This window comes from Salimicrobium salexigens (genome assembly GCF_900156705.1).
GTDB classification, from domain to species: Bacteria; Bacillota; Bacilli; order Bacillales; family Halobacillaceae; genus Salimicrobium; species Salimicrobium album.
Genome location: NZ_FTOK01000007.1, coordinates 15,726 through 42,518 on the forward strand (window position 1 = coordinate 15,726; position 26,793 = coordinate 42,518).

The 26,793-nt window shown below is 48.9% G+C and carries 33 protein-coding genes and 1 riboswitch; of the genes, 15 read left to right on the forward strand and 18 right to left on the reverse strand.

What is annotated here, in order from left to right; genetic code table 11:
• Window positions 1-18: 18 nt before the first annotated feature.
• A complete protein-coding gene (locus BW931_RS09495; RefSeq protein ID WP_076571842.1) occupies window positions 19-1,494 on the reverse strand; it encodes a degradosome RNA helicase CshA in 1,476 nt (491 codons plus the stop codon).
• A 204-nt stretch (window positions 1,495-1,698) separates the two neighbouring features.
• Between BW931_RS09495 and BW931_RS09500 the strand changes: the two genes are divergently transcribed.
• Window positions 1,699-2,616, forward strand: a complete 918-nt coding sequence (locus BW931_RS09500; RefSeq protein ID WP_008591046.1) for a DMT family transporter — start codon at window positions 1,699-1,701, stop codon at window positions 2,614-2,616.
• A 54-nt stretch (window positions 2,617-2,670) separates the two neighbouring features.
• On the forward strand, window positions 2,671-3,528 hold the full coding sequence (locus tag BW931_RS09505; RefSeq protein WP_076571844.1) for a DegV family protein: 858 nt from the start codon (window positions 2,671-2,673) through the stop codon (window positions 3,526-3,528).
• A 69-nt stretch (window positions 3,529-3,597) separates the two neighbouring features.
• Here BW931_RS09505 and BW931_RS09510 read toward each other — a convergent pair whose 3' ends face one another.
• From BW931_RS09510 to BW931_RS09525, 5 genes are all read right to left on the reverse strand, one after another.
• Entirely contained in the window at window positions 3,598-4,587 is a 990-nt protein-coding gene (locus BW931_RS09510; protein ID WP_327288581.1) for an MFS transporter, read from the reverse strand.
• 8 nt (window positions 4,588-4,595) lie between these two features.
• Window positions 4,596-4,871, reverse strand: a complete 276-nt coding sequence (locus tag BW931_RS13820) for an MFS transporter (RefSeq protein ID WP_327288583.1) — start codon at window positions 4,869-4,871, stop codon at window positions 4,596-4,598.
• A gap of 135 nt (window positions 4,872-5,006) precedes the next feature.
• Window positions 5,007-5,243 (reverse strand): glutaredoxin family protein, encoded by a 237-nt coding sequence (locus BW931_RS09515; protein WP_076571846.1) that lies wholly within the window; start codon window positions 5,241-5,243, stop codon window positions 5,007-5,009.
• Between the two features lie 35 nt (window positions 5,244-5,278).
• Window positions 5,279-5,911, reverse strand: coding sequence for an SDR family oxidoreductase (locus BW931_RS09520; RefSeq protein ID WP_076571848.1), 633 nt, complete (start codon window positions 5,909-5,911; stop codon window positions 5,279-5,281).
• Window positions 5,912-6,004: 93 nt separating this feature from the next.
• Window positions 6,005-6,469 carry a MarR family winged helix-turn-helix transcriptional regulator gene (locus BW931_RS09525; protein ID WP_076571850.1) on the reverse strand — a complete coding sequence of 155 codons (465 nt, stop codon included), beginning with the start codon at window positions 6,467-6,469 and terminating at the stop codon, window positions 6,005-6,007.
• A 137-nt stretch (window positions 6,470-6,606) separates the two neighbouring features.
• On the opposite strand from BW931_RS09525, the gene BW931_RS09530 reads away from it, so the two are divergent.
• A complete protein-coding gene (locus BW931_RS09530; protein WP_008591036.1) occupies window positions 6,607-7,239 on the forward strand; it encodes a class I SAM-dependent methyltransferase in 633 nt (210 codons plus the stop codon).
• On the opposite strand, the gene BW931_RS09535 is transcribed toward BW931_RS09530, so the two are convergent.
• On the reverse strand, window positions 7,218-8,138 hold the full coding sequence (locus BW931_RS09535; RefSeq protein ID WP_076571852.1) for a diacylglycerol/lipid kinase family protein: 921 nt from the start codon (window positions 8,136-8,138) through the stop codon (window positions 7,218-7,220). The genes BW931_RS09530 and BW931_RS09535 overlap by 22 nt on opposite strands.
• Window positions 8,139-8,309: 171 nt before the next feature.
• Here BW931_RS09535 and BW931_RS09540 point away from each other — a divergent pair, with 171 nt between their 5' ends.
• The 4 genes from BW931_RS09540 to BW931_RS09555 all read left to right on the forward strand — a co-directional run bounded on the left by BW931_RS09540 (window position 8,310) and on the right by BW931_RS09555 (window position 12,058).
• Window positions 8,310-8,969 (forward strand): hypothetical protein, encoded by a 660-nt coding sequence (locus BW931_RS09540; protein WP_234972615.1) that lies wholly within the window; start codon window positions 8,310-8,312, stop codon window positions 8,967-8,969.
• Window positions 8,970-8,993: 24 nt separating this feature from the next.
• A complete protein-coding gene (locus tag BW931_RS09545) occupies window positions 8,994-10,229 on the forward strand; it encodes an efflux RND transporter periplasmic adaptor subunit (RefSeq protein WP_076571856.1) in 1,236 nt (411 codons plus the stop codon).
• Between the two features lie 172 nt (window positions 10,230-10,401).
• Window positions 10,402-11,403, forward strand: a complete 1,002-nt coding sequence (locus tag BW931_RS09550) for an LLM class flavin-dependent oxidoreductase (RefSeq protein WP_076571858.1) — start codon at window positions 10,402-10,404, stop codon at window positions 11,401-11,403.
• Window positions 11,404-11,407: 4 nt separating this feature from the next.
• Window positions 11,408-12,058 carry a VOC family protein gene (locus BW931_RS09555; RefSeq protein WP_076571860.1) on the forward strand — a complete coding sequence of 217 codons (651 nt, stop codon included), beginning with the start codon at window positions 11,408-11,410 and terminating at the stop codon, window positions 12,056-12,058.
• Window positions 12,059-12,156: 98 nt separating this feature from the next.
• Here the strand turns inward: BW931_RS09555 and BW931_RS09560 are convergent, their stop codons facing one another.
• The 5 genes from BW931_RS09560 to BW931_RS09580 form a co-directional block, all read right to left on the reverse strand.
• On the reverse strand, window positions 12,157-12,474 hold the full coding sequence (locus BW931_RS09560; RefSeq protein ID WP_076571862.1) for a thioredoxin family protein: 318 nt from the start codon (window positions 12,472-12,474) through the stop codon (window positions 12,157-12,159).
• Window positions 12,475-12,501: 27 nt separating this feature from the next.
• Complete coding sequence (locus tag BW931_RS09565; protein WP_008591020.1) at window positions 12,502-13,317, reverse strand: DUF368 domain-containing protein; 816 nt, start codon at window positions 13,315-13,317, stop codon at window positions 12,502-12,504.
• 57 nt (window positions 13,318-13,374) lie between these two features.
• Complete coding sequence (locus BW931_RS09570) at window positions 13,375-13,983, reverse strand: metal-dependent hydrolase (RefSeq protein WP_008591018.1); 609 nt, start codon at window positions 13,981-13,983, stop codon at window positions 13,375-13,377.
• 106 nt (window positions 13,984-14,089) lie between these two features.
• Window positions 14,090-14,506, reverse strand: coding sequence for an organic hydroperoxide resistance protein (locus BW931_RS09575; RefSeq protein WP_008591016.1), 417 nt, complete (start codon window positions 14,504-14,506; stop codon window positions 14,090-14,092).
• Between the two features lie 79 nt (window positions 14,507-14,585).
• On the reverse strand, window positions 14,586-14,855 hold the full coding sequence (locus BW931_RS09580) for a YkvA family protein (protein ID WP_008591014.1): 270 nt from the start codon (window positions 14,853-14,855) through the stop codon (window positions 14,586-14,588).
• A gap of 92 nt (window positions 14,856-14,947) precedes the next feature.
• Between BW931_RS09580 and BW931_RS09585 the strand changes: the two genes are divergently transcribed.
• Window positions 14,948-15,517, forward strand: coding sequence for an NADPH-dependent FMN reductase (locus tag BW931_RS09585; RefSeq protein WP_076571864.1), 570 nt, complete (start codon window positions 14,948-14,950; stop codon window positions 15,515-15,517).
• A gap of 122 nt (window positions 15,518-15,639) precedes the next feature.
• Here the strand turns inward: BW931_RS09585 and BW931_RS13825 are convergent, their stop codons facing one another.
• The 4 genes from BW931_RS13825 to BW931_RS09605 all read right to left on the reverse strand — a co-directional run bounded on the left by BW931_RS13825 (window position 15,640) and on the right by BW931_RS09605 (window position 19,471).
• Complete coding sequence (locus BW931_RS13825; protein WP_407690203.1) at window positions 15,640-16,248, reverse strand: lytic transglycosylase domain-containing protein; 609 nt, start codon at window positions 16,246-16,248, stop codon at window positions 15,640-15,642.
• Between the two features lie 96 nt (window positions 16,249-16,344).
• The gene (locus BW931_RS09595) at window positions 16,345-16,551 is read right to left on the reverse strand and encodes a zinc ribbon domain-containing protein (protein WP_008591009.1); all 207 of its coding nucleotides are present in this window, start codon (window positions 16,549-16,551) and stop codon (window positions 16,345-16,347) included.
• 22 nt (window positions 16,552-16,573) lie between these two features.
• On the reverse strand, window positions 16,574-17,902 hold the full coding sequence (locus tag BW931_RS09600; RefSeq protein ID WP_143541875.1) for an FAD-dependent oxidoreductase: 1,329 nt from the start codon (window positions 17,900-17,902) through the stop codon (window positions 16,574-16,576).
• A gap of 120 nt (window positions 17,903-18,022) precedes the next feature.
• Window positions 18,023-19,471: an aldehyde dehydrogenase family protein gene (locus BW931_RS09605; RefSeq protein ID WP_076571869.1), complete on the reverse strand. Its 1,449-nt coding sequence runs from the start codon at window positions 19,469-19,471 to the stop codon at window positions 18,023-18,025.
• 154 nt (window positions 19,472-19,625) lie between these two features.
• On the opposite strand from BW931_RS09605, the gene BW931_RS09610 reads away from it, so the two are divergent.
• The 3 genes from BW931_RS09610 to BW931_RS09620 are packed head-to-tail and all read left to right on the forward strand — an operon-like array spanning window position 19,626 to window position 21,326.
• Entirely contained in the window at window positions 19,626-20,519 is an 894-nt protein-coding gene (locus tag BW931_RS09610) for a cation diffusion facilitator family transporter (protein ID WP_076571872.1), read from the forward strand.
• Window positions 20,512-20,805 carry an ArsR/SmtB family transcription factor gene (locus tag BW931_RS09615; protein WP_084193908.1) on the forward strand — a complete coding sequence of 98 codons (294 nt, stop codon included), beginning with the start codon at window positions 20,512-20,514 and terminating at the stop codon, window positions 20,803-20,805. The genes BW931_RS09610 and BW931_RS09615 overlap by 8 nt, the downstream gene beginning before the upstream one ends.
• Before the next feature lie 14 nt (window positions 20,806-20,819).
• Window positions 20,820-21,326, forward strand: coding sequence for a GNAT family N-acetyltransferase (locus tag BW931_RS09620; RefSeq protein WP_076571876.1), 507 nt, complete (start codon window positions 20,820-20,822; stop codon window positions 21,324-21,326).
• Window positions 21,327-21,371: 45 nt separating this feature from the next.
• Here the strand turns inward: BW931_RS09620 and BW931_RS09625 are convergent, their stop codons facing one another.
• Window positions 21,372-21,797 carry a pyridoxamine 5'-phosphate oxidase family protein gene (locus tag BW931_RS09625; RefSeq protein WP_076571879.1) on the reverse strand — a complete coding sequence of 142 codons (426 nt, stop codon included), beginning with the start codon at window positions 21,795-21,797 and terminating at the stop codon, window positions 21,372-21,374.
• 160 nt (window positions 21,798-21,957) lie between these two features.
• Between BW931_RS09625 and BW931_RS09630 the strand changes: the two genes are divergently transcribed.
• From BW931_RS09630 to BW931_RS09635, 3 genes are all read left to right on the forward strand, one after another.
• A complete protein-coding gene (locus BW931_RS09630) occupies window positions 21,958-22,332 on the forward strand; it encodes a carbonic anhydrase (protein WP_008590997.1) in 375 nt (124 codons plus the stop codon).
• 25 nt (window positions 22,333-22,357) lie between these two features.
• Window positions 22,358-22,483, forward strand: coding sequence for a hypothetical protein (locus tag BW931_RS13790; protein ID WP_008590996.1), 126 nt, complete (start codon window positions 22,358-22,360; stop codon window positions 22,481-22,483).
• Window positions 22,484-22,634: 151 nt separating this feature from the next.
• The gene (locus BW931_RS09635) at window positions 22,635-23,537 is read left to right on the forward strand and encodes a DMT family transporter (protein WP_076571882.1); all 903 of its coding nucleotides are present in this window, start codon (window positions 22,635-22,637) and stop codon (window positions 23,535-23,537) included.
• Here the strand turns inward: BW931_RS09635 and BW931_RS09640 are convergent.
• On the reverse strand, window positions 23,482-24,171 hold the full coding sequence (locus BW931_RS09640) for a class I SAM-dependent methyltransferase (protein ID WP_076571884.1): 690 nt from the start codon (window positions 24,169-24,171) through the stop codon (window positions 23,482-23,484). The two genes, BW931_RS09635 and BW931_RS09640, sit on opposite strands and share 56 nt — an antisense overlap.
• 80 nt (window positions 24,172-24,251) lie before the next feature.
• Window positions 24,252-24,428: riboswitch (cobalamin riboswitch) on the forward strand.
• Between the two features lie 132 nt (window positions 24,429-24,560).
• On the opposite strand from BW931_RS09640, the gene BW931_RS09645 reads away from it, so the two are divergent.
• Window positions 24,561-26,747: a ribonucleoside-diphosphate reductase subunit alpha gene (locus tag BW931_RS09645; protein ID WP_076571887.1), complete on the forward strand. Its 2,187-nt coding sequence runs from the start codon at window positions 24,561-24,563 to the stop codon at window positions 26,745-26,747.
• Window positions 26,748-26,793: the final 46 nt, after the last annotated feature.

Here is a 26,793-nt window from a genome sequence, read left to right on the forward strand (position 1 = left end):
CCACGTATCCTCTATTTATCATTTACCTTTGTTGTTCTGATTGAAGTTTTTGCTTCTTCCTTTGTTTCCACCCTTGTTGTAAGGGCGTTTGTTCGAATTGCCACGCTGGGAGTTACGGCCCTGGCCGCCTCCTCCACGATTAGATCTTCCGCCTTTGGCACCTTTAGCGTTTCTCGTGCTGATCGGCTGTACTGAGGAAAGGCGTACCGGTGTTTCCTGTCTTTCCACCGTCAGCATTTTCAGAGCTGCCGCTACGAGATCCTGCGCCTCGTACTGATCCATAAGATCTCTGGCCGACTGTTTGTAGTCGTTAATGTCATCGGCATCCATTTTTTCGGTAAGTTTCGTAACCGCGATATCCTGCTGACCTTTTTGAGCTTCTTTGTAAGAAGGAACGCGAAGTTTATCGACTTTCTTCTTCGTCAGCTTCTCAATCAGGTTCAGCTGATCTTTCTCACGCGGCGTGACGAAAGAAATGGATTCCCCTTTACGTCCGGCACGACCGGTACGGCCGATACGGTGCACGTAACTTTCAGGATCCTGTGGAATATCAAAGTTATAGACGTGTGTCACGTCCGAGATATCGAGACCACGCGCTGCCACATCGGTAGCGACGAGGATTTCAATCCGGCCCTCTTTGAATTTCTTCAATACGGACATACGTTTACCCTGAGTAAGGTCTCCGTGGATACCTTCTGCGCGGAATCCGCGAACCTGAAGGGCATCTGCCACTTCATCCACACGGCGTTTCGTACGACCGAAAACGATCGCAAGGTCCGGTGCATGAATATCGAGAAGGCGTGTCAATGCGTCGAATTTATGCTTCTCGGCAATTTCCACATAATACTGATCAATATTTGATACAGTCATTTCTTTTGACTTGGTCTTAACTTCTTTCGGCGTGTTCATGAGCGTTGTTGCAATATCACGGATCTCTTTCGGCATAGTAGCGGAGAAGAGAAGCGTCTGACGCTCTGTCGGGAGAGCTTTCAGAATGTCACGGATATCTTCGATGAAGCCCATGTTAAGCATTTCGTCTGCTTCATCAAGTACAGAAGTGTGTACCTGTTCAAGCTTAATTGTTTTCCTCCGGATATGATCGAGGAGACGTCCCGGCGTAGCAACAACGATTTCGTTGTTTTTAAGTGCACGGATCTGACGTTCCATGTTCGAACCGCCATACACTGGCAGTGACCGTACTCCTGCGTTTTTACCTAGACGGTTCAACTCTTCCGCTACTTGAATGGCAAGTTCGCGTGTCGGGGCAATTACAAGACCCTGTACGCCGCGCACCTGCTTGTCTACTTTTTCGATCATAGGGATTCCGAAAGCTGCTGTTTTACCAGTACCTGTCTGAGCCTGGCCGATAACATCATGACCCTCCATTCCAAGAGGGATCGTTTGTTCCTGAATGGGTGTCGTTTCTTCAAATCCCATATGATCTAAAGCTTTCAAAATCGGATCTGATAAACCTAATGAATTAAATTTAGTCACGTTCTTTGCATACTCCTTTTGTGTAAAAATCCTTTATCGCAATAAAAAAAGCCTTCTGCCACTTGTTTATTCTGGAGGGGCTTTTGTGGTCAAACGGATTCACTTGTTAATTGACTATTATCATTCTACACCCTTTCTCCTTATTTTTCAATCATATTATGTGGTAGAATGATAATACCTTTCATAAATAAAGGAGGAATCGCGTTGGAAAGACCTCCTACAGCTATATATGCCGTCCTTGCCGTAGCGGTCCTTTCCATTTCCGCTTCGGCTATATTCGTCAGGCTCGCAGGAGATGTACCCGCTGCTGTCATAGCCTTTTACCGGCTCGGCCTGGCCGTTGCGATCATGACACCATGGGTGCTTTTGAAACATCGGCATCACTTATCGTCCATTACAAGGAAAGATGCGTTATCTTCAATGCTGGCCGGTATTTTTTTGGCAGCTCATTTCATTTTATGGTTCGAATCGTTAAAATATACATCTGTCGCAAGCTCTGTCGTTCTGGTTTCCCTTCAGCCGATTTTCGCTTTCCTCGGAACATATTTCTTTTTCCGGGAACGTTTTTCGGCAGGGGCCGTCTTAAGTATGATGATCGCCATCACCGGGAGCGTCGTGATCGGCTGGGGAGATTTCCAGACAGGAGGAGGGGCTTTGTACGGGGATGTGCTTGCACTTCTCGGAGGAATGATGGTAACCGGGTACTTCCTGATCGGACAGAGCGTAAGAAAGCGTCTGACTCTCACTTCGTACACGTGGCTCGTCTACGGGATGGCGGCCGTGGCCTTACTTATTTACAACCTTCCCTCCCCCGCTTCCCTGGCGGGTTATGACGGGAATCAGTGGCTTGTCTTCCTGTCTCTTGCACTCATTCCTACCTTCCTCGGCCACTCTTTGCTGAACTGGTCATTAAAATGGGTGAGCACGTCCAAAATATCTATGGCCGTCCTGCTCGAGCCTGTCGGAGCTTCCATACTCGCTTACTTTCTCTTCGGAGAAAATCTGAGCTGGACGCAGCTCCTCGGCGGGGCCGTCGTCATCTTCGGACTGATGATTTTTCTGTTGAGCACGAGCGTAAAAAGAAAACCGACCCTGACGTATTCGGCGAGGAAACGGGGGTAAGTTTCTGTTACAATTATTATATTATCAACTTTAAGAGAGAGCAGGTGAACCGTTTTGACAGTTCAAATCGTTATCGACGGGGGAGCTGACGTTCCTTCCTCTTTCATTGAAAAACATGATATCAAAGTAGTTCCGCTCAACCTCCATTTCGGCGAAGAGGAATACAAGACCGGCGTCGACCTTGATCTCCCTGAATTTTACAGGAAACTGAAGGCTGCCGATGAACTCCCGCGCTCTTCGTCTCCGAGCCCCAACGATTTCTACGAAGCGTTCAAAGCCGTCCAATCTGACGTGCCGATTCTGAACCTGGCCCTGACGCAGGGGCTGAGCAGTACGTACGAGCATGCGGAAATGGGCAAAAAAATGCTTCTGGAGGAGGAACCGGACCGTACGATCGCCGTCATCAACACGAAGACCGCTTCCTGCGGTGTGGCTCTTCTGGCAGACGATGCCGTGAATAGGATTAATGAAGAGATGTCTTTTCCGGACCTTGTCGCCCATATGGAAGAGCGTCTGGAGAAAGCGACGACCCTCTTCGTTCTGAAGACGCTCGAGAACGTCATCAAAGGCGGACGACTGGACCGTGTGAAAGGGGCCATCGCCAAAACCCTCAATATCAAACTTCTCATGAAAGCGACCGAAGAAGTGGGGGACATCGACGTTACGGAAAAGGTGCGCGGAAGCAAAAAAGCGGTACGTCGCCTTGTGGAACAGATCGGGGAGTATACAGGGGGCTTTGAAAACAAAACGATCGCCATTTCCCACTGTAATGATGAAGAGAATGCAAAAGCCCTGCTGGAAAAAATCCAGTCCGCCTATCCGTTCAAATCATCGATGATCACCGAAATGGGCCCTCTGATCTCCACGTATTCAGGAGAAGGCGGGCTCGTCGTGGCTTTTTATAAAGACTAGGCAGCTCCAGCATAAAAAAGCGGACGGCCGGGTATGTTTCCCGGACCGTCCGCTTTTTTTAGTTTGCGTTCATTCCTCGCCGGTCACTCCATATTCGAAAGGATCCGGTTTCGGAGACAACAAAGCGAGAATCACTGCCGTTACAGGGAAGATGAGGATAGCGAGTATCGCCTCCTGATAACCCCCGAACAGATCAAAGAATATACCAAAGGGAAGCGGGCCGAGGGCGGATCCTATAACCATGACCGTCTGTGCCAGACCCTTGATACTCCCAAGGTTTGTGCGGCCGAAATAATTAGGCCAGACGATATTGAGGGCTATCCTTTCAAACCCGTTCACCGCTCCCCATACTACCGCGAAAGAAAAGGCAAGAAGGGGCGAGCTTGTAAAAAACAGGAGGACGAGCGAAAGGATGTGCCCAAAGAAAGTGATAGCCAGTATGTAATGGATGGAAAAACGATCTGCCAGGTAACCGGTAAGGAAAGTCGTCGGAAAACCTACGACCGCCATCACGGTAAGGATTGTAGCCGCTATGCCGACCCCGAGACCTTTCATATCCATAATCGATACGATGTGAAAGGTGACGGCCGTGTTCACGAGAGCCGGCACCATAACACAGAAGAGAATAAACCAGAACGTTCTTGTCTGCATTGCCTGTTTCAATGTCCAGCTCACTTCGCTGATTTCACCGCTGATCTCCTCGTCCCCCGGTTTTTTATGCGGCGTCCCGTCCGGAAGGGCTCCCACATCTTTCGGCTGATTGCGAACCAGCCATACAGTTACCGGAATGAACAGCACCAGAATGGAGACACCGAGAATCACCCACGCACTTCGCCATCCGAAAGATTCGATGAGCCATGCGTTCAAAGGCGGAAACAGGGCAGAACTTGCGAACGTACCGACAGCCATTACGCTGAGGGCCCGCCCTCTCTTTTTGATGAACCACTGGGGGACCAGGGTATTCGGAACCAGCGTCATCGATCCCTGCCCGAGTAACCGGATCAGAAAGAAGCCGACGAACATCATAACCGGCCCGGTAATAGCCGAGTTCCAGAACAAAGCGAGTGCTAATCCGGAGCCACCCCGATCATCATTACCCTCTGACCGAAACGATCGACCATTCTCCCTACCGTAAACAAAGTGATACCTGCCACCAGCGTAGCGGCCGAATACAGTCCGGACACTGTGGAGCGGCTGAAACCGAAGTCTTCAATATAATAGTCGATAAAAATGGAATTTGAATAGGTCTGTCCCGGCCCGGAAAAGAACACGCTTAATGCGGCCACGAAGACGATCGCCCAGCCGTAATAAAATTTCGTATGTATCGGCGGTTTATTACTCATAGACTCCTCCTCTTTTCCTGTCTATCCGCGACAAGTTTTCCGTTTTCCTTCAGACCACCATTATATTCCTTTTCAATGATAAAACAAACCTTTCTGTCGCATAAAAAAAGAGACAGAGCTTCGTCCGTCCCTTTCCTATGCGCCCACTTTTTTCTTCAGTTTGTTTTCCTGTACACCGAGCACCCGGTCGTCTCCTATAAACGTAACCGGCGTACCGTAGACCCCTGCTTCCTGCAGTGTTTTCAAATACCCGGGGTCCTCAGAGAGCATTCTTTCTTCGTAGGTCACCTCCCAGGAATCAAGCATGTCCCTCACTTTGTCACACTGGCCGCACGGTTTGCTCGTATACAGCACAATACTTCCCTCACTCATTATTTAACCCTCCAGGTCGTCCTATTTTTTCTATATCAGTTACGAAACAAATCTTCCACGAATGTGTCGCCTTCCACTACATCAAAACTTCTATTTTCCGCTTTCGGCTGCATCAAAGCTTCAACGAGCACGGAGGCTACATCATCCCTAGAAATGGAATTCCCTCCGTTCACGTGTTCGTTAAGGAATACTTTCCCTGTCCCTGCCTCGCTGGTAAGAGGTCCCGGCCGGACAATGGTGTACGGTATGCCTGAATTTTTCAGGTATTCATCAGCTCTATGCTTGGCAAACAGGTAGTGCTTAATTTCGCGGCTTCCCGCTTCCGGACGATCGGCTGCCATGGAACTGAGCATGACAAACCGCTGCACTCCGAAATGTACAGCCCGATCCACCGCTTTAATCGCACCTTCCTGATCGATTATAATCGTCATCTCGGCCCCGGTATCCTGTCCGGACCCCGCTGCGAATATCACAGCATCGACGTCCGCATAGGCAGACTCGAAATCTTTTTCCAAATCTCCCATCACGGCGGTTACACCCTGATTCTCAAACGTTTCCTTCTGCTTTTTACTCCTGACCATAGCTACAGGTGTATAAGCCGTCCGGCTCAATTTATCCACTACCAGCCGGCCTACTTTCCCTGCAGCACCAATAATGAGCACTTTCATCCAAGTACACCTCCCCGCCATATATCTATGCCTGTCCTTACCCTTTCCCGACGTTACAGAAACCCAAACAAAAAAAGCAGGAGAACTTCCCTCCTACTTTTTCAATTCATCGGCGTGCATCCCCAATTTTTTTATGAGAGGAATAATCTGTTCCTTCTCTTCAGTCGTAAGCCCTCCCATAACTGTTTCAAGGCGCTTCCAGTGGTCGGGGAAAATACGGTTCAGCAGCTCTTTTCCTTTTCCGGTGATTGCAGCATAAGTGATACGGCGGTCCGTAGGGCAGGGCACACGTTCAAGGTAGCCTTTCTTTTCGAGTTTGTCCACTACATACGTAATACTGCCGCTTGCGAGAAGAATCTTTTCTCCGATCTTCTGAAGCGGCTGCTCACCCTGGTGAAAAAGCAGTTCCATCACTCCGAACTCCGTAGGGTTCAAGCCATGTTTCTGAATGTCATCTTTAGCTAGATCGGCGACCGCTCTCTCCGCCTTCGCCAGCACTACGAACAATTTAAGAGAAGGGTCCTCTTTTTTCTTTCTGTAAAGTTCCTGTTCATCCATGGCCTTTCGTCCTCTCCTGTTATTATCGTTACTAGCAAGTATAGATATCCTCATTTACTATTGTCAAACCTGTTGCCTTGAGTGCGTATGTGTCATAATGAATATATACTCATTACGGGGGGAGGCGGTGGAAGGGCATGCTTAAAGATACGGGAGAAAGGGTCATACCGGAATTCACGAAACCCGAAAACAATATGCTTCTCGAACATATGGCACGTTATCAGTTTGCTCTCCGCTATATGTATGGAAGGGTATTGGACCTTTCCTGCGGGGCCGGATACGGCACACACATGATTGCTAAAGGAAGAAAGCGAAAAGTGAGGGAAGTTATCGGAGTGGATATAAATGAAGAAATTATCCGCTATGCCAGGGGGAGATATTACCATCCGAATTCTTCCTTTCACGTCTATAACGCGACCGGGGAGACTCTGCCGGATGAACTCGGTACTTTCGACTGTATCGTCAGCTTTGAAACACTTGAACATATCGCGGAAGAGGAGAAGCTCCTCCGTAACTACTATCGTCTTCTGAAACCGGGAGGAACGCTTCTCGTCTCCACTCCCTTCGGTCAGGGAAGAGGGAAGCCGACCCGTTCCCCTTTCCATGTCCATCAGCTTACATCGGAAGAGTTCAGAGATTTGTTCACAGCATACGAACGGACTTCCTTTTACTATCAGGAAGGAGTGCTGATAGAACCGCCGCGCGAAAATGTGACCTATCCACTCGGAATCGCCGTCGCTTTCAAGCCTCACTCCTCAAAAGCTACGTGAGTCCCGCTCTCACCGGTAAGGAAAGACAGGTGTTTCGGGAGGAGGGTAATTTCCGAAGGAGTCTCTCCTTCGATCTCCCCGTCCCGGTCCACCTCTTCCACCGGATCCGTCGTAACTTTTATGTGAGAAGCTTTTTTGTACTCCAGCTCCCGGAAGTTCTCTTCCTTCGTCCATGGACGATTCATCGTCATCAGTTCCCGGAACAGCCGGAAGTTCGAATCTTTGATGACCATTACGTTGAAATAACCGTCATCGAGTTTCACTTCGGGATCCGGAACCTGGCGGGTGCCAATAAAAGCACCGTTCATTACCATAAGCATCACGGCTTCGCCTTCCGTCTTCCGGCCGTCGATTTCCAGCTGATACTCGAACGTCTCCGCCCCGCTCATCGTTTTGAAAGCACTTATGAAGTAGCTCAGTACTCCGAGACTGTCCTTCTGTTCCTCATCAATATTATACGACGTTCTCGTAACCAGACCTATTCCCCAGAAATTTGCAAAATAGCGACCGTCCGCTTTGCCAATGTCGACCGCTTTCGTTTCCCCGTTTACAATGGTCCGGGCGGCCTGGTTCAAATCCATCGGAATTCCGAGCATCCTTGCAAAATCGTTGCACGTCCCTGCCGGCAGCACGCCGAACCTGGGAGGGTTTTCTTCTTCTGCAAAGATATTCACACATTCATGGACCGTACCGTCCCCGCCCAGGATGAAAAATACGTCGATCTCATCTTTGTACCGTTTCGCCGTCTCGTGCAGATCTTCAATACTCTCCGTCTGTACGGTGCTCAGTTCTTTCACCGCCTCTGCAAGCACCGGCAGCACCTGGGATAAATTATGTTCGATTTCGGCCTGACCGGCGTTCGCCTGATAGACCAGTAAGCCTCTGTCAAAACTAGCCATGTCATGTTCCTCCTTAAAGGTACGCTATGGATAGCATTTCCTTTCCTGCCCTTCTTTAAACAATAGATGGGGCCAAGACAGTTGTAAGGCAACTGGTAAGTTATAGTAAATTCAGTTAAAATGGTTTCATACTACACTTAGACGAAAAGGATGGACTCAATGGTATATTCTGTGAATTTATGGAAAATGTTTTTCAGGCATGATGATGAACTGTGGAAACTGAATGAAGCGAAGAAAACGCGGAAGGTGTGGCTCACCCTTATCTTCCTGCTTGCCGCCACCATCCTTACGTTCGTCTGGACAGCCTGGATCGGACTCGGAACAGCTCCTGTCTCGGCGAACATGACCGGCTTGAGCCTTTTTGAATATGAATGGCGGAAAGCCTGGTTCATGATCGGAAGAATCGGCTACTCCCTGCTGTTTTTCACTTTTATCCTTTTCTTTTCCACTCTGATTTTTTGGCTGTTCAACAGTACTTCCTATAAAAAAATCCTGATCGTACAGATGAATGTTCTGCTTATCATGCTTGTGGAGCGTATTACCTGGATACCTTTACTTACATATGCGGGACTGGACTGGTCCCTCTCCCCTCTGTCCTTCGGGATAATCGCTTCTTATTTTACAGAACAGACGTGGATCATCAGCTTCGCCGGAGCCGCTTCTCTCTTCCAGCTGTTCATCATCTGGTTCCAGGCTTCCTCCCTGAAAAAGATTTCCGCTACCCGCCCGGCATGGATCTGGACAGGCCTCATACTGTGGCACCTTCTATTGTGGAGTGGAGCGGCAGCCTTGAGTTTTTACGACCTGGAACTTGTTTACCTGCTGAGATAAAAGAGAAAAGAAAGAGGTGTACATATGAAGAGAAAGAAGAAAATCCAGAGACGTATAGTCGGAACAGCGGTAATCCTGCTCATCGCAGCGAACATCCTGCTTGTCTTTTTCGACCACCAGGACAAAGTAGCCGAAAAATCCTATGTAAAAGAATGGTCGCGCAGTTTCACTACAGACGTTTCTGAATACGTGGAAACAAAAGGAGTGTTCGCTTCCGCTGACCGGCAGGAAGTGTACTTCGATAAAGAGAAGGGGAGTTTCAGCGGCTTTCTTGTCCAAAAAGGAGACAAAGTGGAAAAAGGGGAAGAACTGTACGAGTATGAAGTGAAAAATTACGAAGCGGAACGGAAAGAACTGGAGTCGGAGATTACGCTTCTGGAAGAGGAAATCAGGGCCATCGAAGACTACCTCAGAGACGTCAGGTTCTACGATATCGAGGAGCCGGACACCGACATAGAAGATGAGAGTTACGATTATCCCGCTCCTTCCACTTACGTAGAAACCGAATTTGAGAAGGAAGAACAGACAGCAGAAAAAGAAATGGAGCTCACCCGGAAAGAGGCCGAGCTGGCTATGTTCGAAGACCGGCTGAATCAGCTGGAGCAGGGAGGCGAGACTATAGCCGTCACCAGTACGTTTGAAGGGACGGTCTCCGACGTAGCCGAAACTCTCAACAACCCTGTACTTACTATCCAGTCCAGCGAACTGCTTATTCAGGGGAAACTCTCCGAATCCGATAGAACAGAAGTGTCGGAGGGAATGTCCGTGCTGGCGAAAACTCCGGAGGGTGACAGGATCGCAGAAGGAAACGTCTCACTCCTCCACGAATTCCCCGAAGAGTCCGGTCTGGATAAGGAAAGCAGCTACGGATTCGAAGCGGCTATCACGACAGACACCGAAGAACTCCTTGCCGGATATCACACCAATTTGGACATCATTACGGCCACGTCTCCGGAGACGACCGCTGTTTTCGAAAAGACTCTCGTTACAGAGACCCCTCCGTTTGTCTGGATAATGAATGAAGAGGGGATCTTAGAGAAAAGACCGGTGGCGACCGGGTTAAGCGAAGGGGAAAAGACAGAAATAATGGAAGGGATGCAGCCGGATGAGTGGCTGGCGGTAAAGAACAAAGGGACGCTCACCGCCGGCACTCCGTTCGTCTCGCCTCTCGACACCGAACATCTGGACATGAAGCGTCTCTTTTCCGGAGACCCGGAAACGATGTTCACTTACGGGCTGCTCGGTCTTATAAACAGATAATACCCGGCCCGCCCGTATCGCTTATATTCTCATAATCCACTCTCCCTTCCCGCCCGGGGAGGGTCTTTTGTTTGCATTTCCCGGTTCCCGGTGCCACGATTAAAGTAACGCTTTTCCTACAGGGAAAGTCAGCTTTTTATTACTTTTTACACAAATGAAAGGAACGATACTTATGAAACTGAGTGTATTGGATCAGTCACCGATATTATCAGACTCGGATCCGCAGGAAGCTATGAGGCAGACGACGGAACTCGCTGCTCACGTCGATCGGCTCGGCTATCACCGCCTCTGGGTCTCTGAACACCATAGTACGAACAGTCTGGCGGGCTCCGCCCCTGAGATTCTGGCGACCCATCTCGCCGCACATACGAAACGTATCCGCGTCGGGACGGGAGGAGTTCTCCTCCCTCACTACAGCGCCTATAAGGTAGCGGAAAGTTTCCGCGTCCTTGAGACGCTTCATCCCGGCCGTATCGACCTTGGTGTCGGACGTGCGCCGGGCGGCATGCCGAACGTCAACCTGGCACTGAACCGCGGTAAACTCCCCAGGGTCGAGGATTACCCGAAACAGGTGGAGCAGCTCATGAGTTACCTGCACGGGGAAGACCCTGCAGGAATGAATATTTACGCTACTCCAAAAGGAGATACGTCCCCCGAACTCTGGATGCTCGGATCCAGTGGAACGAGTGCCCGCCTGGCAGCGGACCTCGGTACTTCCTACTCTTTCGCCCATTTCATCAACGGGCACGGAGGCATGGGCGCGATGGACAGGTATAACAACCATTTCACCTCCTCCATCCAGCAGACGGAACCTAAAGGGAACGTCTCCGTATTCGCTGTTTGTGCGGATACACAGGAGAGGGCCGAATATCTTGCTTCCAGCCTTGATCTGGCTCTTTTGCTGATTGAACAGGGAGGCGTACGTCATCACTTCCCGACACCGGAAGAAGCGTTCAACTACTCCTACTCTTTCTTCCAGCAGGAAAGAATCAGGGAAAACCGGAAACGGATGGTAGTAGGAGATAAAGAAACAGTGAAACAGGAACTGGAATCTCTTGCCGATGCCTACGGAGTAGATGAAATAATGGTGAACACCATCGTCCACCCGTTCGAAGAGAGACTTCACTCTTACAAACTGCTTGCAGATGCTTTTAACCTGACACAGGAGGGATAGTACCATGCTTGCAATCGACCATATCGTCATTACTACACCCGATACCGAAAAAGAGAGGCTTTCCTTCACTTCCCGCTACGGCCTCCAGGGAAAAGAGGGAGGGTCACATCCGGGCTGGGGGACGCATAACGACCTCTGCTTTTTCGATAATCGTTTCTATATCGAGTGGCTCGGAGTTAACGATACTCAGAAAGCCGGAAAGTCCGAAAACCCTCTCATACGTCAGATGCTTCAGGAGCCTACCGGAGGCACTATCCAGATTGCTCTCTCCACCGACGCTATGGATGATTTTCTGGAGATGTACAATCGTCAGGGAATCGACTACGAAGGTCCTTTCCCCGGTTCCCGGGAGCAGGAAGACGGGACACTGCTTGAGTGGCGCATGCTTTTTCCTGCCCACCCGTCCGTACCGCTGCCGTTTCTGATCGAATGGAAAGGGGATAATTTCCCTCAGGATTCCGTCTACATCAACCCTCTGGCTGATACGACGGTCGAATACGGGACCGGACTTGACCGTAAGAAGAGTGCGGAAGTGTTCAGGAAAATGTTCGGCTTCCCCGATGACGGTTCGGAATCATTCCATTTATCGAACGGTCAGCTCTTCGTTACGGAGCAGACTTTCATTACCACCTATCTCGATCACATCATGCTGTAGCTGCAGGAATTTTTCCTGCAGCTTTTTGTTACCGGCATTATCCCGATTCAGGCCAAAAAAAGACCCGGGTGTTTCCACCGCGGGTCCTTTCTCTATTATTAAAGAGTTTCCTGGAGAAAACTTTCCACTTCCTCCGGAGTCTTCGCATTGGCGCTGTGCAAGTGACCGATTTTTTCGCCTTTCTGGAAAATGAGGATGCTCGGAATCCCCATTACTTCATACTTCTCGGCAATGTCCGGCACCTGATCACGATCGACTACGAACCATTCGTACGTGTTGTATTCTTCCAGGATATCCCCGATAAACATATCCATCCGTTTGCAGTCCGGGCACCAGTCCGCCTCGAATTTCAAAATGACGGGCTCTTCCGATTCGATTGCAGCCTGAAACTGTTCTGTAGTATTAAGTTCTTTCATAATTATTTATCCCCTTTCCTCTCTCTGTTATTTATACTCTACACGACCAAGTCCCCACGCGGCAAGCAAACCGCCCAAGAACGCAAGGATACTGATAAGCACCGGAACAGCACCGGCGGGCACTCCCGGAAAGATGACCGTCACCGATCCGAGCACAAGCCCGATAATCACCCCGTACGTTCCGGAAGGATAGTGATCGAGGAAGAACTTCACGATTTTACTCATCACGATGATACCGACCACGATACCCGCTCCGACGACGGCCATAACGTCCAGCTGGAAGTTTGAAATCCCTTCGATAACCGTGGAGTATACTCCGATGATCAGGAGAAGGAAAGAGCCGCTGATCCCCGGCAGAATCATCGCACTGCTCGCAATCATCCCCGAGAAGAACAGAAGAATATAAGCACCTGACGACAGATTACTCATCGCTCCAGACTCTTCAGGCTGAAAGAAGGCGAGCGAACTGACGAGCACGACCCCTATAAGCATCAGGATATAGTGCTTCGTTTTGAACTTATGTTTCACATCCGCTTTATGGCTGAGAAACGGAAGAACTCCGATAATCAGACCCAGAAAGAAAAACTTCGTCTGAGCCGGATAGTGCTCGAACAGCCATTCGATCAGATTCGCAAGCATGAGGATGGAAGTTATGATTCCAAGCCCCAGGGGCAGAAGAAATTTCAGGTGACGTTTCCATTCTTTACTGAAAAAACCGTTCACCGCTTCGATCAGACGGTCATATATCCCCAAAACTACGGCTATCGTGCCTCCGCTCACCCCGGGAACAACGTCGCTCGCTCCCATCATGAGGCCTCTGTATATATTTTTCCATTCCCACATACGCCAATACTCCTTCATATTCATTTATAGTTGCCTGTTTCATTGTACCAAACTATTCTACAAAGCCAACAGTAAGTACCATACATTTACAATTACGAGAAGAAAGGTAAGAATTTTTTCGACGATAGATCCCGTTCTGAACGTAATGAAAAAAGAATAGTGAGTTTTACTGAAAGGGTAGAAAAGAGGGATGCCCCGCTTCGTAATATAGTCGGCGAACAAATGGGAAGCACTCCCCGTGATCAGACCACCGAAATAATACCATGGCAGACCGAGCAGCCACTGGACGAAATAGCTGTACACAACGAGAAACAGAAGGAAGAATAGAGAGTGAGTCATCTTCCGGTGTCCACGTATCATGAGAAGCACAGGAAGCAGCAGCATCACGAACGTCTTCAGCGGTTCTCTATATGTATCAAAAAAGGAAGGAGCGAACAGGTAGACGATAAGGGTAATCGTGAAAATGGTGATAAGAATTCTCCAGAACTTCTGCCCGAGTTTTGAACGGGGAGTATCGATATCGGGTACGAGAGCCCCGAACAGCACAAACAAAAAAAACGCTATTACTTCTAACGGTCGCTCGGGAAGGAATGGAAGGGCGGGCAGCATAGTTACGGCTGCTACGCCGAACGTGAACCCTACGACCTGGTGGCCTGGTGCCATCATATTAAAAAACCTCTTTCCCCAAAACATACATTCGCCCTTTATCATACCTTATTTTTTGCACATAAAAAAGTCCGGACGCAGAAAACGCCCGGACCTTTACAGCATACTATTCAGCTTTTACGTTCAATTCCACGTTAATGTTACCGCTTGTCGCTTTGGAGTAAGGGCAGACTTTGTGAGCTTCATTAACAAGCTCTTCCGCTTCCTCCTGGGATACACCTTTCACTGTAACGTTAAGGACGACCCCGATTTTAAGTCCTCCATCCGAAGAATCTTTCATCAGGCTGACGTCACCTGTGATTTCGGAATCGATATCTTTTTTCTTCTTGTCCGCTACCAAATTCAGCGCACCGTCAAAGCATGCAGAATAACCCGCTGCAAAGAGCTGTTCCGGGTTGGATCCTGTTTCATTACTTTCTCCCGGCTGTGCCAGATTAAGATCGATCAGACCGTCATCGGATTTTACGTGACCGTTCCGGCCGCCTTTTACCGTTGCGTGAGCTGTGAACATTACATCGCTCATAAATGAATCACTCCTTGAATTTGATAATTTCTCTTCCCTTCTGTTGTATACCTTATAAACGGAGGGGTTAAACATCCACTCATAACTTATAGTCTTCTTTCAGGGAAGCGGGAGCCATCTGTACGATCCGCTGAAGGATGAACGTCAGTACCGTCACGTCATCGATCACCCCGAAAAATATCAGGAAGTCGGGGATCACATCCCAGGGAAACAGAAAATATAACGTCACGAACAGTAAAGCCCCTGCTTTCTTCGCTCCCCTCACTTCCCCGGAGCGGAAAAAGGAAAGCAGAAACGGAATCGACTTCCGGAAATTGAAAAGAAACCTGATCCTTCTCCACATCTTCATAAATCTCACCACCATTTTTCTTAATTGCCTATGAAAGTTGTATGCTTTACTATATTAAGTAGAAGTGTGTCTCTCGCGAAGGAGGAACGAACGTGAATATTGTATTACTGAACGGTACGCTTACCGGTACGAAAACGGAGCGGATGCTGTCCCCTGTGGAAACCTATTTAAAAGAAAACGTACCGGGCATAACGATAAATAATATAAATCTGAAACACTATAACCTTCAGTTCGTCGATGGCCGTCCCCCCGAGGAGTACAACGATGATATGAAGGAACTGATCTCTTCCATCGAACGGGCCGATGGCTATGTCATAGCCACCCCTGTGTTTCAGGGAGGAATACCGGGAGCACTGAAGAACGTGTTTGATGCTATTTCCCCGCTCGCCATGCGTTACAAACCTGTTTCCATCATTGCCGTTGGCGGCACACTGCAGCACCACCTCGTCATTGAGAACCAGCTCAAACCGGTTCTGGACTATTTCCGGTGCCTTATCACGCCAAACTATGTCTATGCCCACCCCGGACATTTCACGGAAGATAAACAGCTGGAGAATGAAGAAGTAAAAAACAGGCTCATTGAAATGTCGCAGATTTTTCTCCGTTATCTCGAGATGGGACGGGACCTCTCCCCTTACAGAGCGGACATAAAGAAAGCCTGAAAAAGTGTTGTGAGGCAAAGTTCCGGCTTGAAGCACTCCGGACGTCCGTCGCTTGACCTCAGGACACAAAGAAACCCGAATAACTTTTATTCGGGTTTCTTTGCATCCAGTATTTTCGCTGATTACACGATATTCAGAACCTTATTTACGTAATTTTTCGTTTCCTGAAAGGGAGGGATTCCGCCATATTTATCCACGTTGCCGGGGCCGGCGTTATAGGCTGCAAGAGCCAGCTGCTCATTTCCATCGTAGCGGGTAAGCATATCACGTAAGTATTTAGTGCCTCCCATAACGTTTTCTTCCGGGTTCATCGGATCCCTGACCCCGAGAGCATCAGCCGTGCCGGGCATCAGCTGCATAAGCCCCTGTGCTCCTGCATGACTTACAGCTTCCGGGTTGAAATTCGATTCGGCCTGTATTACGGAACGTATGAGATCTTCCCGCACCCCGAAACGTTCGGAAGCTTCACGGATCAGACCGTCCACGTCGCTCTTTTCGCTTTCCTCTTCACCGGAGATTTCCGTAATAGGAGGTGCCTGGACACCGATAAAAATCTGAACCGGGGTCTGTGCTTCTTTCTCCTCCGCTGAAGACAGCAGCGTGTCCATAGAAGCCTTCAATATATTTTGAAACAACATCTGCTGCAGACCGGCTCCCGGACTTTCCACCCCTCTGTTTCCCTGAACGTTCTTCGTCGCCTGCATCTGCATCATGGATTGGAAATCATTCATGTTGATCAATAGCCACACCTCCGCTGTATAGTGTTTCTTCTATCATACTCGAGCGACAGGAATTGGACAACTGTTTTCAGGAATTAACTTCCATTCTCACTTCCCGAAAAAAAGGTCGAACACGTTATAATCCTCCGAGACGTCTCTATTGAAAAATTCCGAGTACCCGCAGTTTTCGCAGGAAACTACGATAAAATCGTTACTTTCCGTATCGAACATCTTTGAAACACCCGGACCGTTCATAGTCACTTCCTTCATCCCGGCTTTCGTACTCCCGCATTTCACACAGCCTTTTTCAGCCATTGCTGTCTTCCTCCTTCCGATTTTATTTCACGCGTCTTGCCGCCTGCTGCAAAGCATCCCATACACTATTGTAAGGAGGTGCGTAAGCAAGGTCGAGATCGAGCAGGTCTTCTGCAGTCATTTCATTATAAAGAGCGGTAGCCATAACATCAATCCGTTTATCCACGCCGTAAGGTCCTATGATCTGTACTCCCAGAAGCTTTCCGGTCTCCGGTTCTGTGAGCATCTTTATCGACATCGGTTCTTCATCGGAATAATATCCGGCAGCGTTTGTTGCTTCAATGTACACTTTTTCCACCGGTATATTTTCTTCCTCCGCTTCCTTTTCCGAAAGGCCGGTCTTGCCTATCGTAAGATCGAAGAACTTCAGAATGGACGTCCCCACGATCCCTTTAAATGATTTACGGTGGCCGCTCAACACCAGTCCGGCAATTCGTCCCTGTTTATTGGCATGAGTGCCGAGGGGGATAAAGTCATTTCTTTTCTTCAGTCGGTGGTACTGCACAGCGCAGTCTCCCGCTGCGTAAACGTGCGGAAGATTCGTTTCCATGAAACGGTTCACTTCGATAGCTTCGTTCTTCGCAGTGTAAATACCCGTCCCTTTCATAAAGCTTGTGTTAGGTGTGACGCCCGTAGCCACAACAACGAGGTCGGTTTCAAATTCTCCCTGTTCCGTCACGACTTTCTGCACATACTCTTCCCCTTCAAGTCTTTCCACCGAGCTGTTCCGGGTTATTCTCACACCCTGCTTTTCGGCTTCTTCTTGTATCAGTTTGCCCATATCACCATCGACCATGGAACCCGGATAATCACTCCGGGTAATGATGTGGACATCTTTGCCGATTTCTCTGAAGTTCTCGGCTACTTCAAGACCTATATAACCACTGCCTATTACCGTCACTTTCTCCACATCTTCGGAAAGATCCGCCATAATCTCTTTCGCATCCGGTATCGTCTTCAGGGCGTGCACTCCTTGGAGATCTTTTCCTTTCCACGGAGGGAGCATGGGACTGACCCCCGAAGCCACGAGAAGTTCATCATAACTTTCTTCGAACTTTTCACCGTCCTGATTGATACCATACACTTTGCGTTTACTGCAATCCACAGAAGTGACCTCATGATTCACTCTTGCATCGATACCGTATTTATCTCTGAACGTTTCCACGTCCCTGGCGATCAGGTCGTCCGTCGAAGGTACGGTCCCGCTGATGACGTAGGGAAGACCGCACTGACCGTAAGAGTAGACCTCCCCTTTTTCGAGCACTACCACCTCGGGGTTTTCCGTTTTACGCACTACCTGCATCGCTGCACTCATCCCGGCAGCATCCCCGCCAATTATAACTAATTTCACAACGTAACCCCCTAAGTATAAAAGTGAAACCATCCGCAATGGGAAGCACGGCCCGAGGAGAGAGGACTCACCGTCTGGAACCGCGGACTTCCGGATGGTTTTTAAAAACAGTATGACTCTTTAAAACGGAAATTCGCGGTACCCGTTCATGACACCGATCCATTTCACTGTCGTGAACTTATCCAGGGCCCATTCTCCACCGAAACGGCCAATACCGGACTGTTTCTCACCGCCGAATGCTACGTGTGCTTCGTCGTTTACAGATTGATCGTTGATGTGGATCATACCTGTTTTCACCTGTTTGGCTACTTCCACGCCCCGGTTCACATCTTTTGTGAATACTGAACCGGACAGCCCGTAAGGAGTACCGTTTGCGACTTCTATCGCTTCTTTTTCACCGGAGACTTTAATAACCGACGCTACAGGACCGAACACTTCTTCTTTCGCCAGTGCTTTTTCGTTATCCATATCAGTCAGTATGGTCGGAAGCAGTACATTTCCTTCCGCTTTACCTCCGGTCAGCAGTTTTCCGCCTTCCTGTACCGACTGATCGATGCCTTCAAGAATACGATCCACCTCGTCTTTGGCGATCAGAGGTCCTACCATCGTCTTCTCGTCCTGAGGATCACCGTACGGGAGACTTTCCACTTTTTCCTTGAATTTCTGAACAAATTCATCGTGTACATCTTCATGCACAACGAGACGATTCAGGGACATGCAGATCTGGCCTTGGTGTAAATATTTGCCGAACACGGCGGCTTCGACAGCTCTGTCCACGTCCGCATCCTCCAGCACGATCATAGCGTTGTTACCACCGAGTTCAAGAGCTGTATCCTTGATGTTTTTCCCGGCCAGTTCCCCGATGTGACTTCCTACTTCCGTGGAACCGGTGAAAGAGAACATTTCAGGAATCGGATGAGTGATGAATTCATCACCGATTTCAGAACCTCTTCCGACTACTACGTTGACAAGTCCCTTAGGGAAACCTGCTTCTTTCGAAAGCTCAGCAAGCAGAAGACCGGAAGTGATCGGAGTGTGGGAGGCCGGTTTAATGACTACGCCGTTCCCGCTGGCGAGCGCGGGGGCAAGTGAACGGGCTGTTAAGTGGAACGGGAAGTTCCATGGCCCTATTACACCGATTACGCCTTTCGGATCACGATACACCCTGTTTTCTTTTCCGGGAGTGTTGGAAGGGATGATCTCCCCTTTCATGCGTGTCGGAAAAGAAGCTGATTCCGTAATGATATCGAGAGCCGCGCTGTATTCGACTTCCGCTTTCACCCGCGTGCTTCCGGCTTCCGTGATCAGCCACTCCACGATTTCTTCTTTTCTTTCTTTGACCAGATCGATCCATTTCAAAAAAATATCCCGCTTCTCTGCAGGAGTTTTCTCTTTCCACTGCTGCTGGGCCTGTGCTGCAGCTTCGTAGGCTTTATCCAGATCTCCGGCACTTGCGGACGGAATAGTTGCAATTACTTCATCATTGTAAGGGTTTTTATTTTCAATAGTTTTGTCGCTCGAACCTTTGACCCATTCTCCATTTATATATTGATTAGTGTATGTCTTCATAATTGTTATCTCCTCCGTAAACATATTCAGTCTGTTTATTCACTTTTATAAATACTTTCAAACATACCCCCCCTAGGATGAGCAGCTGGAACGTTTGTATGATCCGTAATGTATGTTACTATATGAACATATAGTCATATAAGGAGGCACCTCAATGTCACACCACCATCATCATCATGAGACCACCGGAAATATTAAGGTCGCTTTTTTCCTTAACTTTTTCTTTACGATCATAGAACTGATCGGTGGTCTTCTCACAAACAGTATCGCTATCATCTCGGATGCTCTGCACGACCTGGGGGACTCTCTTTCGCTTGGTCTCGCCTGGTTTCTTCAGAGATACTCGAATAAGGACCAGTCAAACAACTATTCTTTCGGTTATAAACGCTTTTCCCTGCTGGCGGCCCTGATTAACAGTGTCGTACTGATCACGGGCTCTATTTTCATCCTGACGGAAGCCGTACCGAGGCTGTGGAATCCGGAGACACCGAATACCCTCGGAATGATAGGTCTCGCCGTCCTCGGTATCATCGTTAACGGTGCAGCTGTCTTCCGGCTCCGTGGCGGAGATTCCATGAACCAGAAGGTGATGTCATGGCACATGCTCGAAGACGTTCTCGGCTGGGCAGCCGTGCTGGTCGTCGGAATTGTAATGACTTTCTTCGACCTGCCTATCCTGGACCCGCTTGCTTCCATCGGTATTACGCTTTTCATCCTTTACAACATCATAATCAATCTAATCAAAACGATGCGACTTTTCCTTGAAGCAGTGCCGGAATCATTGGACTTCGACAGGATAACAAAAGAAATCCGCAACGTCCCGGAAGTCAAATCCGCCCACCACACCCATCTGTGGTCTCTGGACGGGGAAAACCATGCCTTTTCCACCCATGCCGTAGTAGCTGCAGAAGCGACGAAGGAGGAAGTGTGCAGGGCAAAGAAAGCGATCACTTCCATCCTTGAAGATATCCGTCTGGATCACGTTACCATTGAAATAGAATACGAAGATGAATTATGCAGTATGGCTGAGGAGGATAAACATGAGTGACTCTGTTACAGAAGAGACGATACAGAAAACGGCCGACACTTTTAAAGTACTGTCCGATCCGACGAGGATCCGTATTCTGCATTATCTCTGTCAGAAAGAAGCCTCGGTCTCTGACATAGCTTCCAGCCTTGACTTGAAACAGTCTACAGTCTCTCATCAGCTGCGCACCCTCAAGCTCTACCGGCTGGTGACGCATCGCCGGGAAGGGACAAGTATTTATTATACGTTCAAAGACGATCACGTTATGCAGACGCTTGAACAGATGATTGACCATATTGAAGAATGACAGGGGAGATGAGTATGGAATTCAGAAAAGCAGCCGCGGAAGACGTCGCAGAAATCATGCCTATTATACAGGAAGCCCAGCAGCAGTTCCGGGAACGGAACATCAGCCAGTGGACAGACGGTTATCCCGATGAAGCAACTATATCGGAAGACATCAGGCGCGGGGAAAGTTACGTACTCACTGAATCCGGAAAGATTATAGCGAGTACGGTCATCTCCCCCCGTGAGGAAATGACTTACCGTACCATTTACGAGGGGGAATGGATGAGCCGGGAAGATTATCTCGTCATACACCGGCTTGCAGTGAAGAACGATAGGAAAAAACAGGGCCTTGCCTCTCTTCTGTTAAAAGAGACAGAAAAGATGGCCCGTGACCGTGCTATTCCGAGCGTGAAAGTGGATACGCATGAACGGAACGTACCGATGCAGCAACTGCTTTTGAGCCACGGCTACACCTACTGCGGAGTCATTTATTTAACGGAAGGCAGCAAACGGCTGGCCTACGAAAAACTGGTGCAATAAAAATCAAAAAAGCGCGCAGGTTCACTTCGCCTGCACGCTTTTCTTTTACATATCCAGCTGTTGTGGAGTTTCATCGCCTTCATTCATGAGGCGGATCGTTTCAGGGAAAATCTCAAGTACGATGTAATCAGGATCGTTTTTCCCGCCGAGCCAGTGTTTCATGTGGTCACTCCACACTCGGTCTTTGATGTCCTGGTCATCACGAATGTTGGCCTGACCCTGGATTTCAAGGAATCCGTCTCCGTAGCCTTCCCCTTCATATCCGAGAAGGATGTGGACGAACGGGTTCTCGTCGATTTCTTCCGCTTTGTACGTCTCTCTGTCCGTCGGAGTGAATAACGTCAGATTCTCGTCGTGCTGAAACGTCATATAACGGGTATGAGGCTTATTATTTTTGACAGTAGCCAGCGTTCCCACTTTGTTATCCTTCATAATATTGCTGATATGCTGTTTCAGTTCTTCCTGATTCATTTTATAATCCCCTTTCGGCTGCTTTAAAGTTCTTTACCCACTATTACCTTTCTTCTTTCCTTCTAAACTCCGGGGAGTGGCGGAAGGTTTTTTTTCGTCAAAAAATTCGCTATAATTAAATGGCAATCGGGTAAACGTTATAAACAAGGAGGAATTATCAATGTCATTTGCTACTTCAATTAACTGTATGGACGGCAGAGTCCAGCTTCCGGTCATCAACTGGATGAAAGATACATACGGGGTGGAATACATCGATATGATTACGGAAGCCGGTCCCAATAAAGTTCTGCTCGAAGGCAGTGCCGGTCAGCTTGAAGAGATTAAGAAAAAAGTTCTCGTTTCTACAGAGAAACATGGATCAGGAACAATCACAATCGCGGGGCATCACGACTGCGCCGGGAATCCGGCGGACCGCTCTCAGAAGGAAAAAGAAATAAAACGCGCCGTGGAACTGATTGAAACGTGGGACCTCGGAGCCGAAGTCGTCGGCCTTTATGTTAACGAAAACTGGGAAGTGGAAGTCGTAACTGAGTAACTCTTATCCAAAAAGGAGGGGTATTGTGGAAGAATTCGTCGGCTACTGCGCTTCCTGCGGAAAAGAAGTTTATTGTAAGGACGGATTCCTGGACGGCATCGTTACGGAAGATAAACAGCTGTACTGCTTTACGTGCGGAGAAGACAAATAAAATACCGTCCTCTGTTTCAAGAACCTCCGATGAGCAATTCATCAGAGGTTCTTTTAAGTGACCGGCGGTTTTCCGAATCCTTATTCTCATAACTGTAACGAACTGGTAAGATGGAAAGAACTATTATTTATTAGCGCGGGAGGCGGTTACCATGAGCAGAAACATGTCTATGATCTCCATCGCAGCCGGGGCTGCTCTGTGGGGGATTATCGGTCTGTTCGTCACATTTCTGTACGACTACGGCTTCACGCCTGTCCAGGTGGTGGCCGTCCGGGTAAGCAGTGCCGCTCTGCTGCTGCTCATTTATACATATTTTAACGGGAAGAAAGACCTGCGGATTAACTGGAAAGACAGCCACTATTTTATCGGTACAGGTATTATCAGTATCGTGTTCTTCAATCTTTGTCTATTTATAGCTATGGAGGAAACTTCCATAGCTGTCGCTGTTACCCTGTTGTACACCGCCCCCGCCTTCGTTACGATATTCTCCCGGTTCCTGTTCGGAGAACTGTTTACCGGGAACAAAATTCTCGCACTCGCCATCACGCTCATCGGCTGCTCACTCGTCGTCGGACTAATCCCGTTCTCCGGCTTCGATCTCTCTCTGTACGGAGTCCTGGCAGGGCTCGGGTCCGGATTCTTTTATGCGTTGTACAGCATTTTTGCAACGTATGCCCTGCGGAAGTATTCTTCGGTAACGGTGACGGTGTATACATTCGTATTCGCAAGCATAGCCATTCTCCCATTTGCCGGACTTGGTGATATCAAAAGCACTTTCACTCTCCCGGCTGTCTGGTTGAATATCGGCGGTATCGGCCTTTTCTCCACCACTCTTGCCTTCCTGCTGTACACAAAAGGGCTCGAGAAAATCGAGTCGAGCCGGGCTTCGATTATAGCCACCATCGAACCGGTGGCGGCCACGCTCCTCAGTTTTTTCGTATTCCGCGAAATTCTGACCTTGTGGCAACTGACCGGTTTCATTCTTGTAGTAACAGCGGTCATCCTTGTTCAGAAACGGCCCCGCTCGTCTTTTTCAAAGCGAAAAGCGTCATGAAGGATACTGCCTGTTCCAGCATCGGCGTGGAGAGATTCTCCGGAGCTCCTTCTTTAGGTACGGAAGACATCCCCTCAACCGTCCACCCGTGAGTGCCGGCCAAACGTTCGAATTCCCAGGGCATCATCGTATTGCACACAACGTCTTCCCCTTCAAGTCTCGGATAACTGTTACTTCTAGGGCCGGCAGCAGGACCAAGAATACCGGCAACCATTACCCCTCCAGGCTTTACGACACGCTGGATTTCCTTTAATCCGTGCAGCGGTGACGCGACCCATTCCAGGCAGTTAATGGCCATTACGCTGTCGAATGCCCCATCTTCAAAAGGGAGTTTGGCAAGGTCGGCCTGCTGGAAGTGGATACCGCTCCAACGCTCTTTTGCCATTTCAATCATTTTCGACGAAATATCGACACCGGTCACCTCATAACCCGAGCGTCTCAGCATCTCGCTCCCCTCTCCATCGCCGCATCCGATATCAAGAACCGTAGATCCTTCAGATACGAAGGACTGCATAAATGGAAGAACCGTTTTTCTGCTTCCTTCTTTCCACATTTTTTCACTTCTCTGACCCCAGTTTCCGGAAAAATTATCCCACTTCTCTTCCGCTTTCTCATGCCATCTTTTATCGATCATTATTTTTTCCTCCTTGTTATTTCATTTAATCTTATGTATGATAGAATCAATATATAGTAATTATATTTTAAAAAACACAATATATAGATTGAAAAACAGATGCTCACAGAGCTTAATAGGGAATCCGGTAAGAAACCGGAGCTGCCCCCGCAACTGTAAGTATCCGCGAAACAGCATCTCCACTGTAGATTACTACGGGAAGGGCTGGAGTAAGATCGGGTACGAGCCAGGAAACCTGTCTGTTTTTCATCGGAAAGTTTCACCTTTTTCGGGGTTGGAGAAGATGAAACGATGATGCGTACATATACCCGTATCATGGTTTCATCCGCTCCTGTCCAGGGGGCGGATTTTTTTATTTTTTATAAAGGTACTTGAAGGAGGACTTACTTATGTCAGCAACCGTAACAGCGGACTGGAAATATTGGCTCGAACAGCTTCAGAGCACGTTCCCTCATCTCGATTTTTCAAAAGTCTACCCGAAAATCACAGACGGCACTTCCGTCGTTCTGGAAACACTCGCGGAGATGGACGAAACCGAACCGGAATGGACCTATGTCGCCGCCCGGGCACATCTGGAGACGATGTACACCGAAGCGAAGAAAAACCGGCGGACGGAGAGTCCGTATACCGACCTTTACGGGCTGATGGAAGCTCTCGTCCAGGAAGGGATTTACGCCCCGTCCCTGCTCACCCATTATACCAAAAAAGAAGTGGAGGAGCTTGAATCTCTGCTCGACCGGAACAAAGACCTCCAGTTTACTTACATTGGTCTGAAGACACTGGATGACCGCTATCTCGCAAAAATGAAAGATGGAAAAACGATGGAACTGCCTCAGGAAAGATGGTTGATCATTGCAATGAATCTTATGGCCGGGGAGAGCTCTTCCTCACGCCTGCATTACATTAAAGAGGCCTACTGGGCGCTCAGCAACCTTTACATGACTGTGGCCACACCGACTCTGGCGAACGCCGGGAAATCTCACGGCCAGCTCAGTTCCTGCTTTATCGAAACGGTGGACGACAGTCTGCAGTCGATCTATGACAGCAATACATCCATTGCGAATTTGAGCAAGCATGGCGGCGGTATAGGTGTCTATCTTGGCAAAATACGTTCGCGGGGCAGTGATATACGAGGCTTCAAAGGCGTCTCCTCCGGTATCCTCCCGTGGATGAAGCAACTGAATAATACGGCGGTTAGTGTCGACCAGCTCGGACAGAGGCAAGGAGCCGTCGCCGTCTACCTGGACGTCTGGCATAAAGATATCTTCTCTTTTCTCGACAGTCGCCTGAATAATGGAGACGAACGTCAGAGAACCCACGATCTGTTCACCGGAATTTCCGTGCCTGATCTTTTCATGGAAGCCGTCCGGGACAGACAGGACTGGTATTTGTTCGACCCTCACGAAGTGAGAACGAAGATGGGCTTCTCTCTGGAAGACTCTTTCGATGAACAAAAAGGGGAAGGGACGTTCCGCGACCGGTACGAAGCCTGCGTGCGTGAGCCGGAATTGTCCAAAGAGAAGGTGCCGGCCATTGACATTATGAAGCGCGTCATGATCGGACAGCTCGAAACCGGCACGCCGTATATGTTTTACCGGGATGAAGTGAACAGGACGAACCCGAATAACCACGCAGGCATGATTTACTGCAGTAACCTGTGTACGGAAATAACCCAGAACCAGAGTGCCACGACTCAGACTGCCCAGTACACGGAAAACGGACAAATCATTACCGTGCACAACCCTGGAGACTTTGTCGTCTGCAACCTTTCGAGCATCAACCTCGGCAAAGCCGTACCGGCGAATGCTCTTGAAAGACTCGTTCCGATCCAGGTGCGGATGCTCGATAACGTTATCGAAGAGAATCACATCCCCGTGCTCGAAGCGGAACGGACAAACAAGCGCTACCGCGGCATCGGCCTTGGTACGTTCGGATGGGCGCATCTATTGGCACAGAATAAAATCGCCTGGGAGTCGGGGGAAGCCGTCCAGTACGCCGATGACCTTTACGAAAAAATCGCCTATCTGACTATCGGGGCGAGTGCTGAGCTCGCCGGGGAAAAAGGAAGTTATCCTCTGTTCGAAGGTTCCGACTGGGAAACAGGTTCCTTTTTCGAAAAACGCGGACTGGCATCAGACGAGTGGAAAACACTCGCTTCCAAGGTGAACAGGAACGGACTGAGAAACGGCTATCTTATGGCGGTCGCTCCGAACTCGAGCACTTCTCTTATTGCAGGAAGCTCTGCCAGTATCGATCCGATTTTCAAAAAATTCTATTCGGAGGAGAAGAAAGATTTCAAGATTCCTGTGACGGCACCGGATCTGAACCCGGAAAACTACTGGTACTATAAATCAGCCCATGACATCGACCAGCATACGAGCATTGCTCAGAATGCCCGGAGACAGAAGTATATCGATCAGTCCATATCATTTAACCTGTACGTACAAAATGACATCCAAGCCAAAGATTTGCTGAATCTTCACCTCGACGCCTGGGCTCAGGGATTGAAAACGACGTATTACACACGCTCCACCTCCGGCAGCACCTATGACGAATGCGAAAGCTGCTCTTCATAAACAAAAGCGGAGCCATTCGCTTAGAAGCTCTAAGATAAGCGGGCAC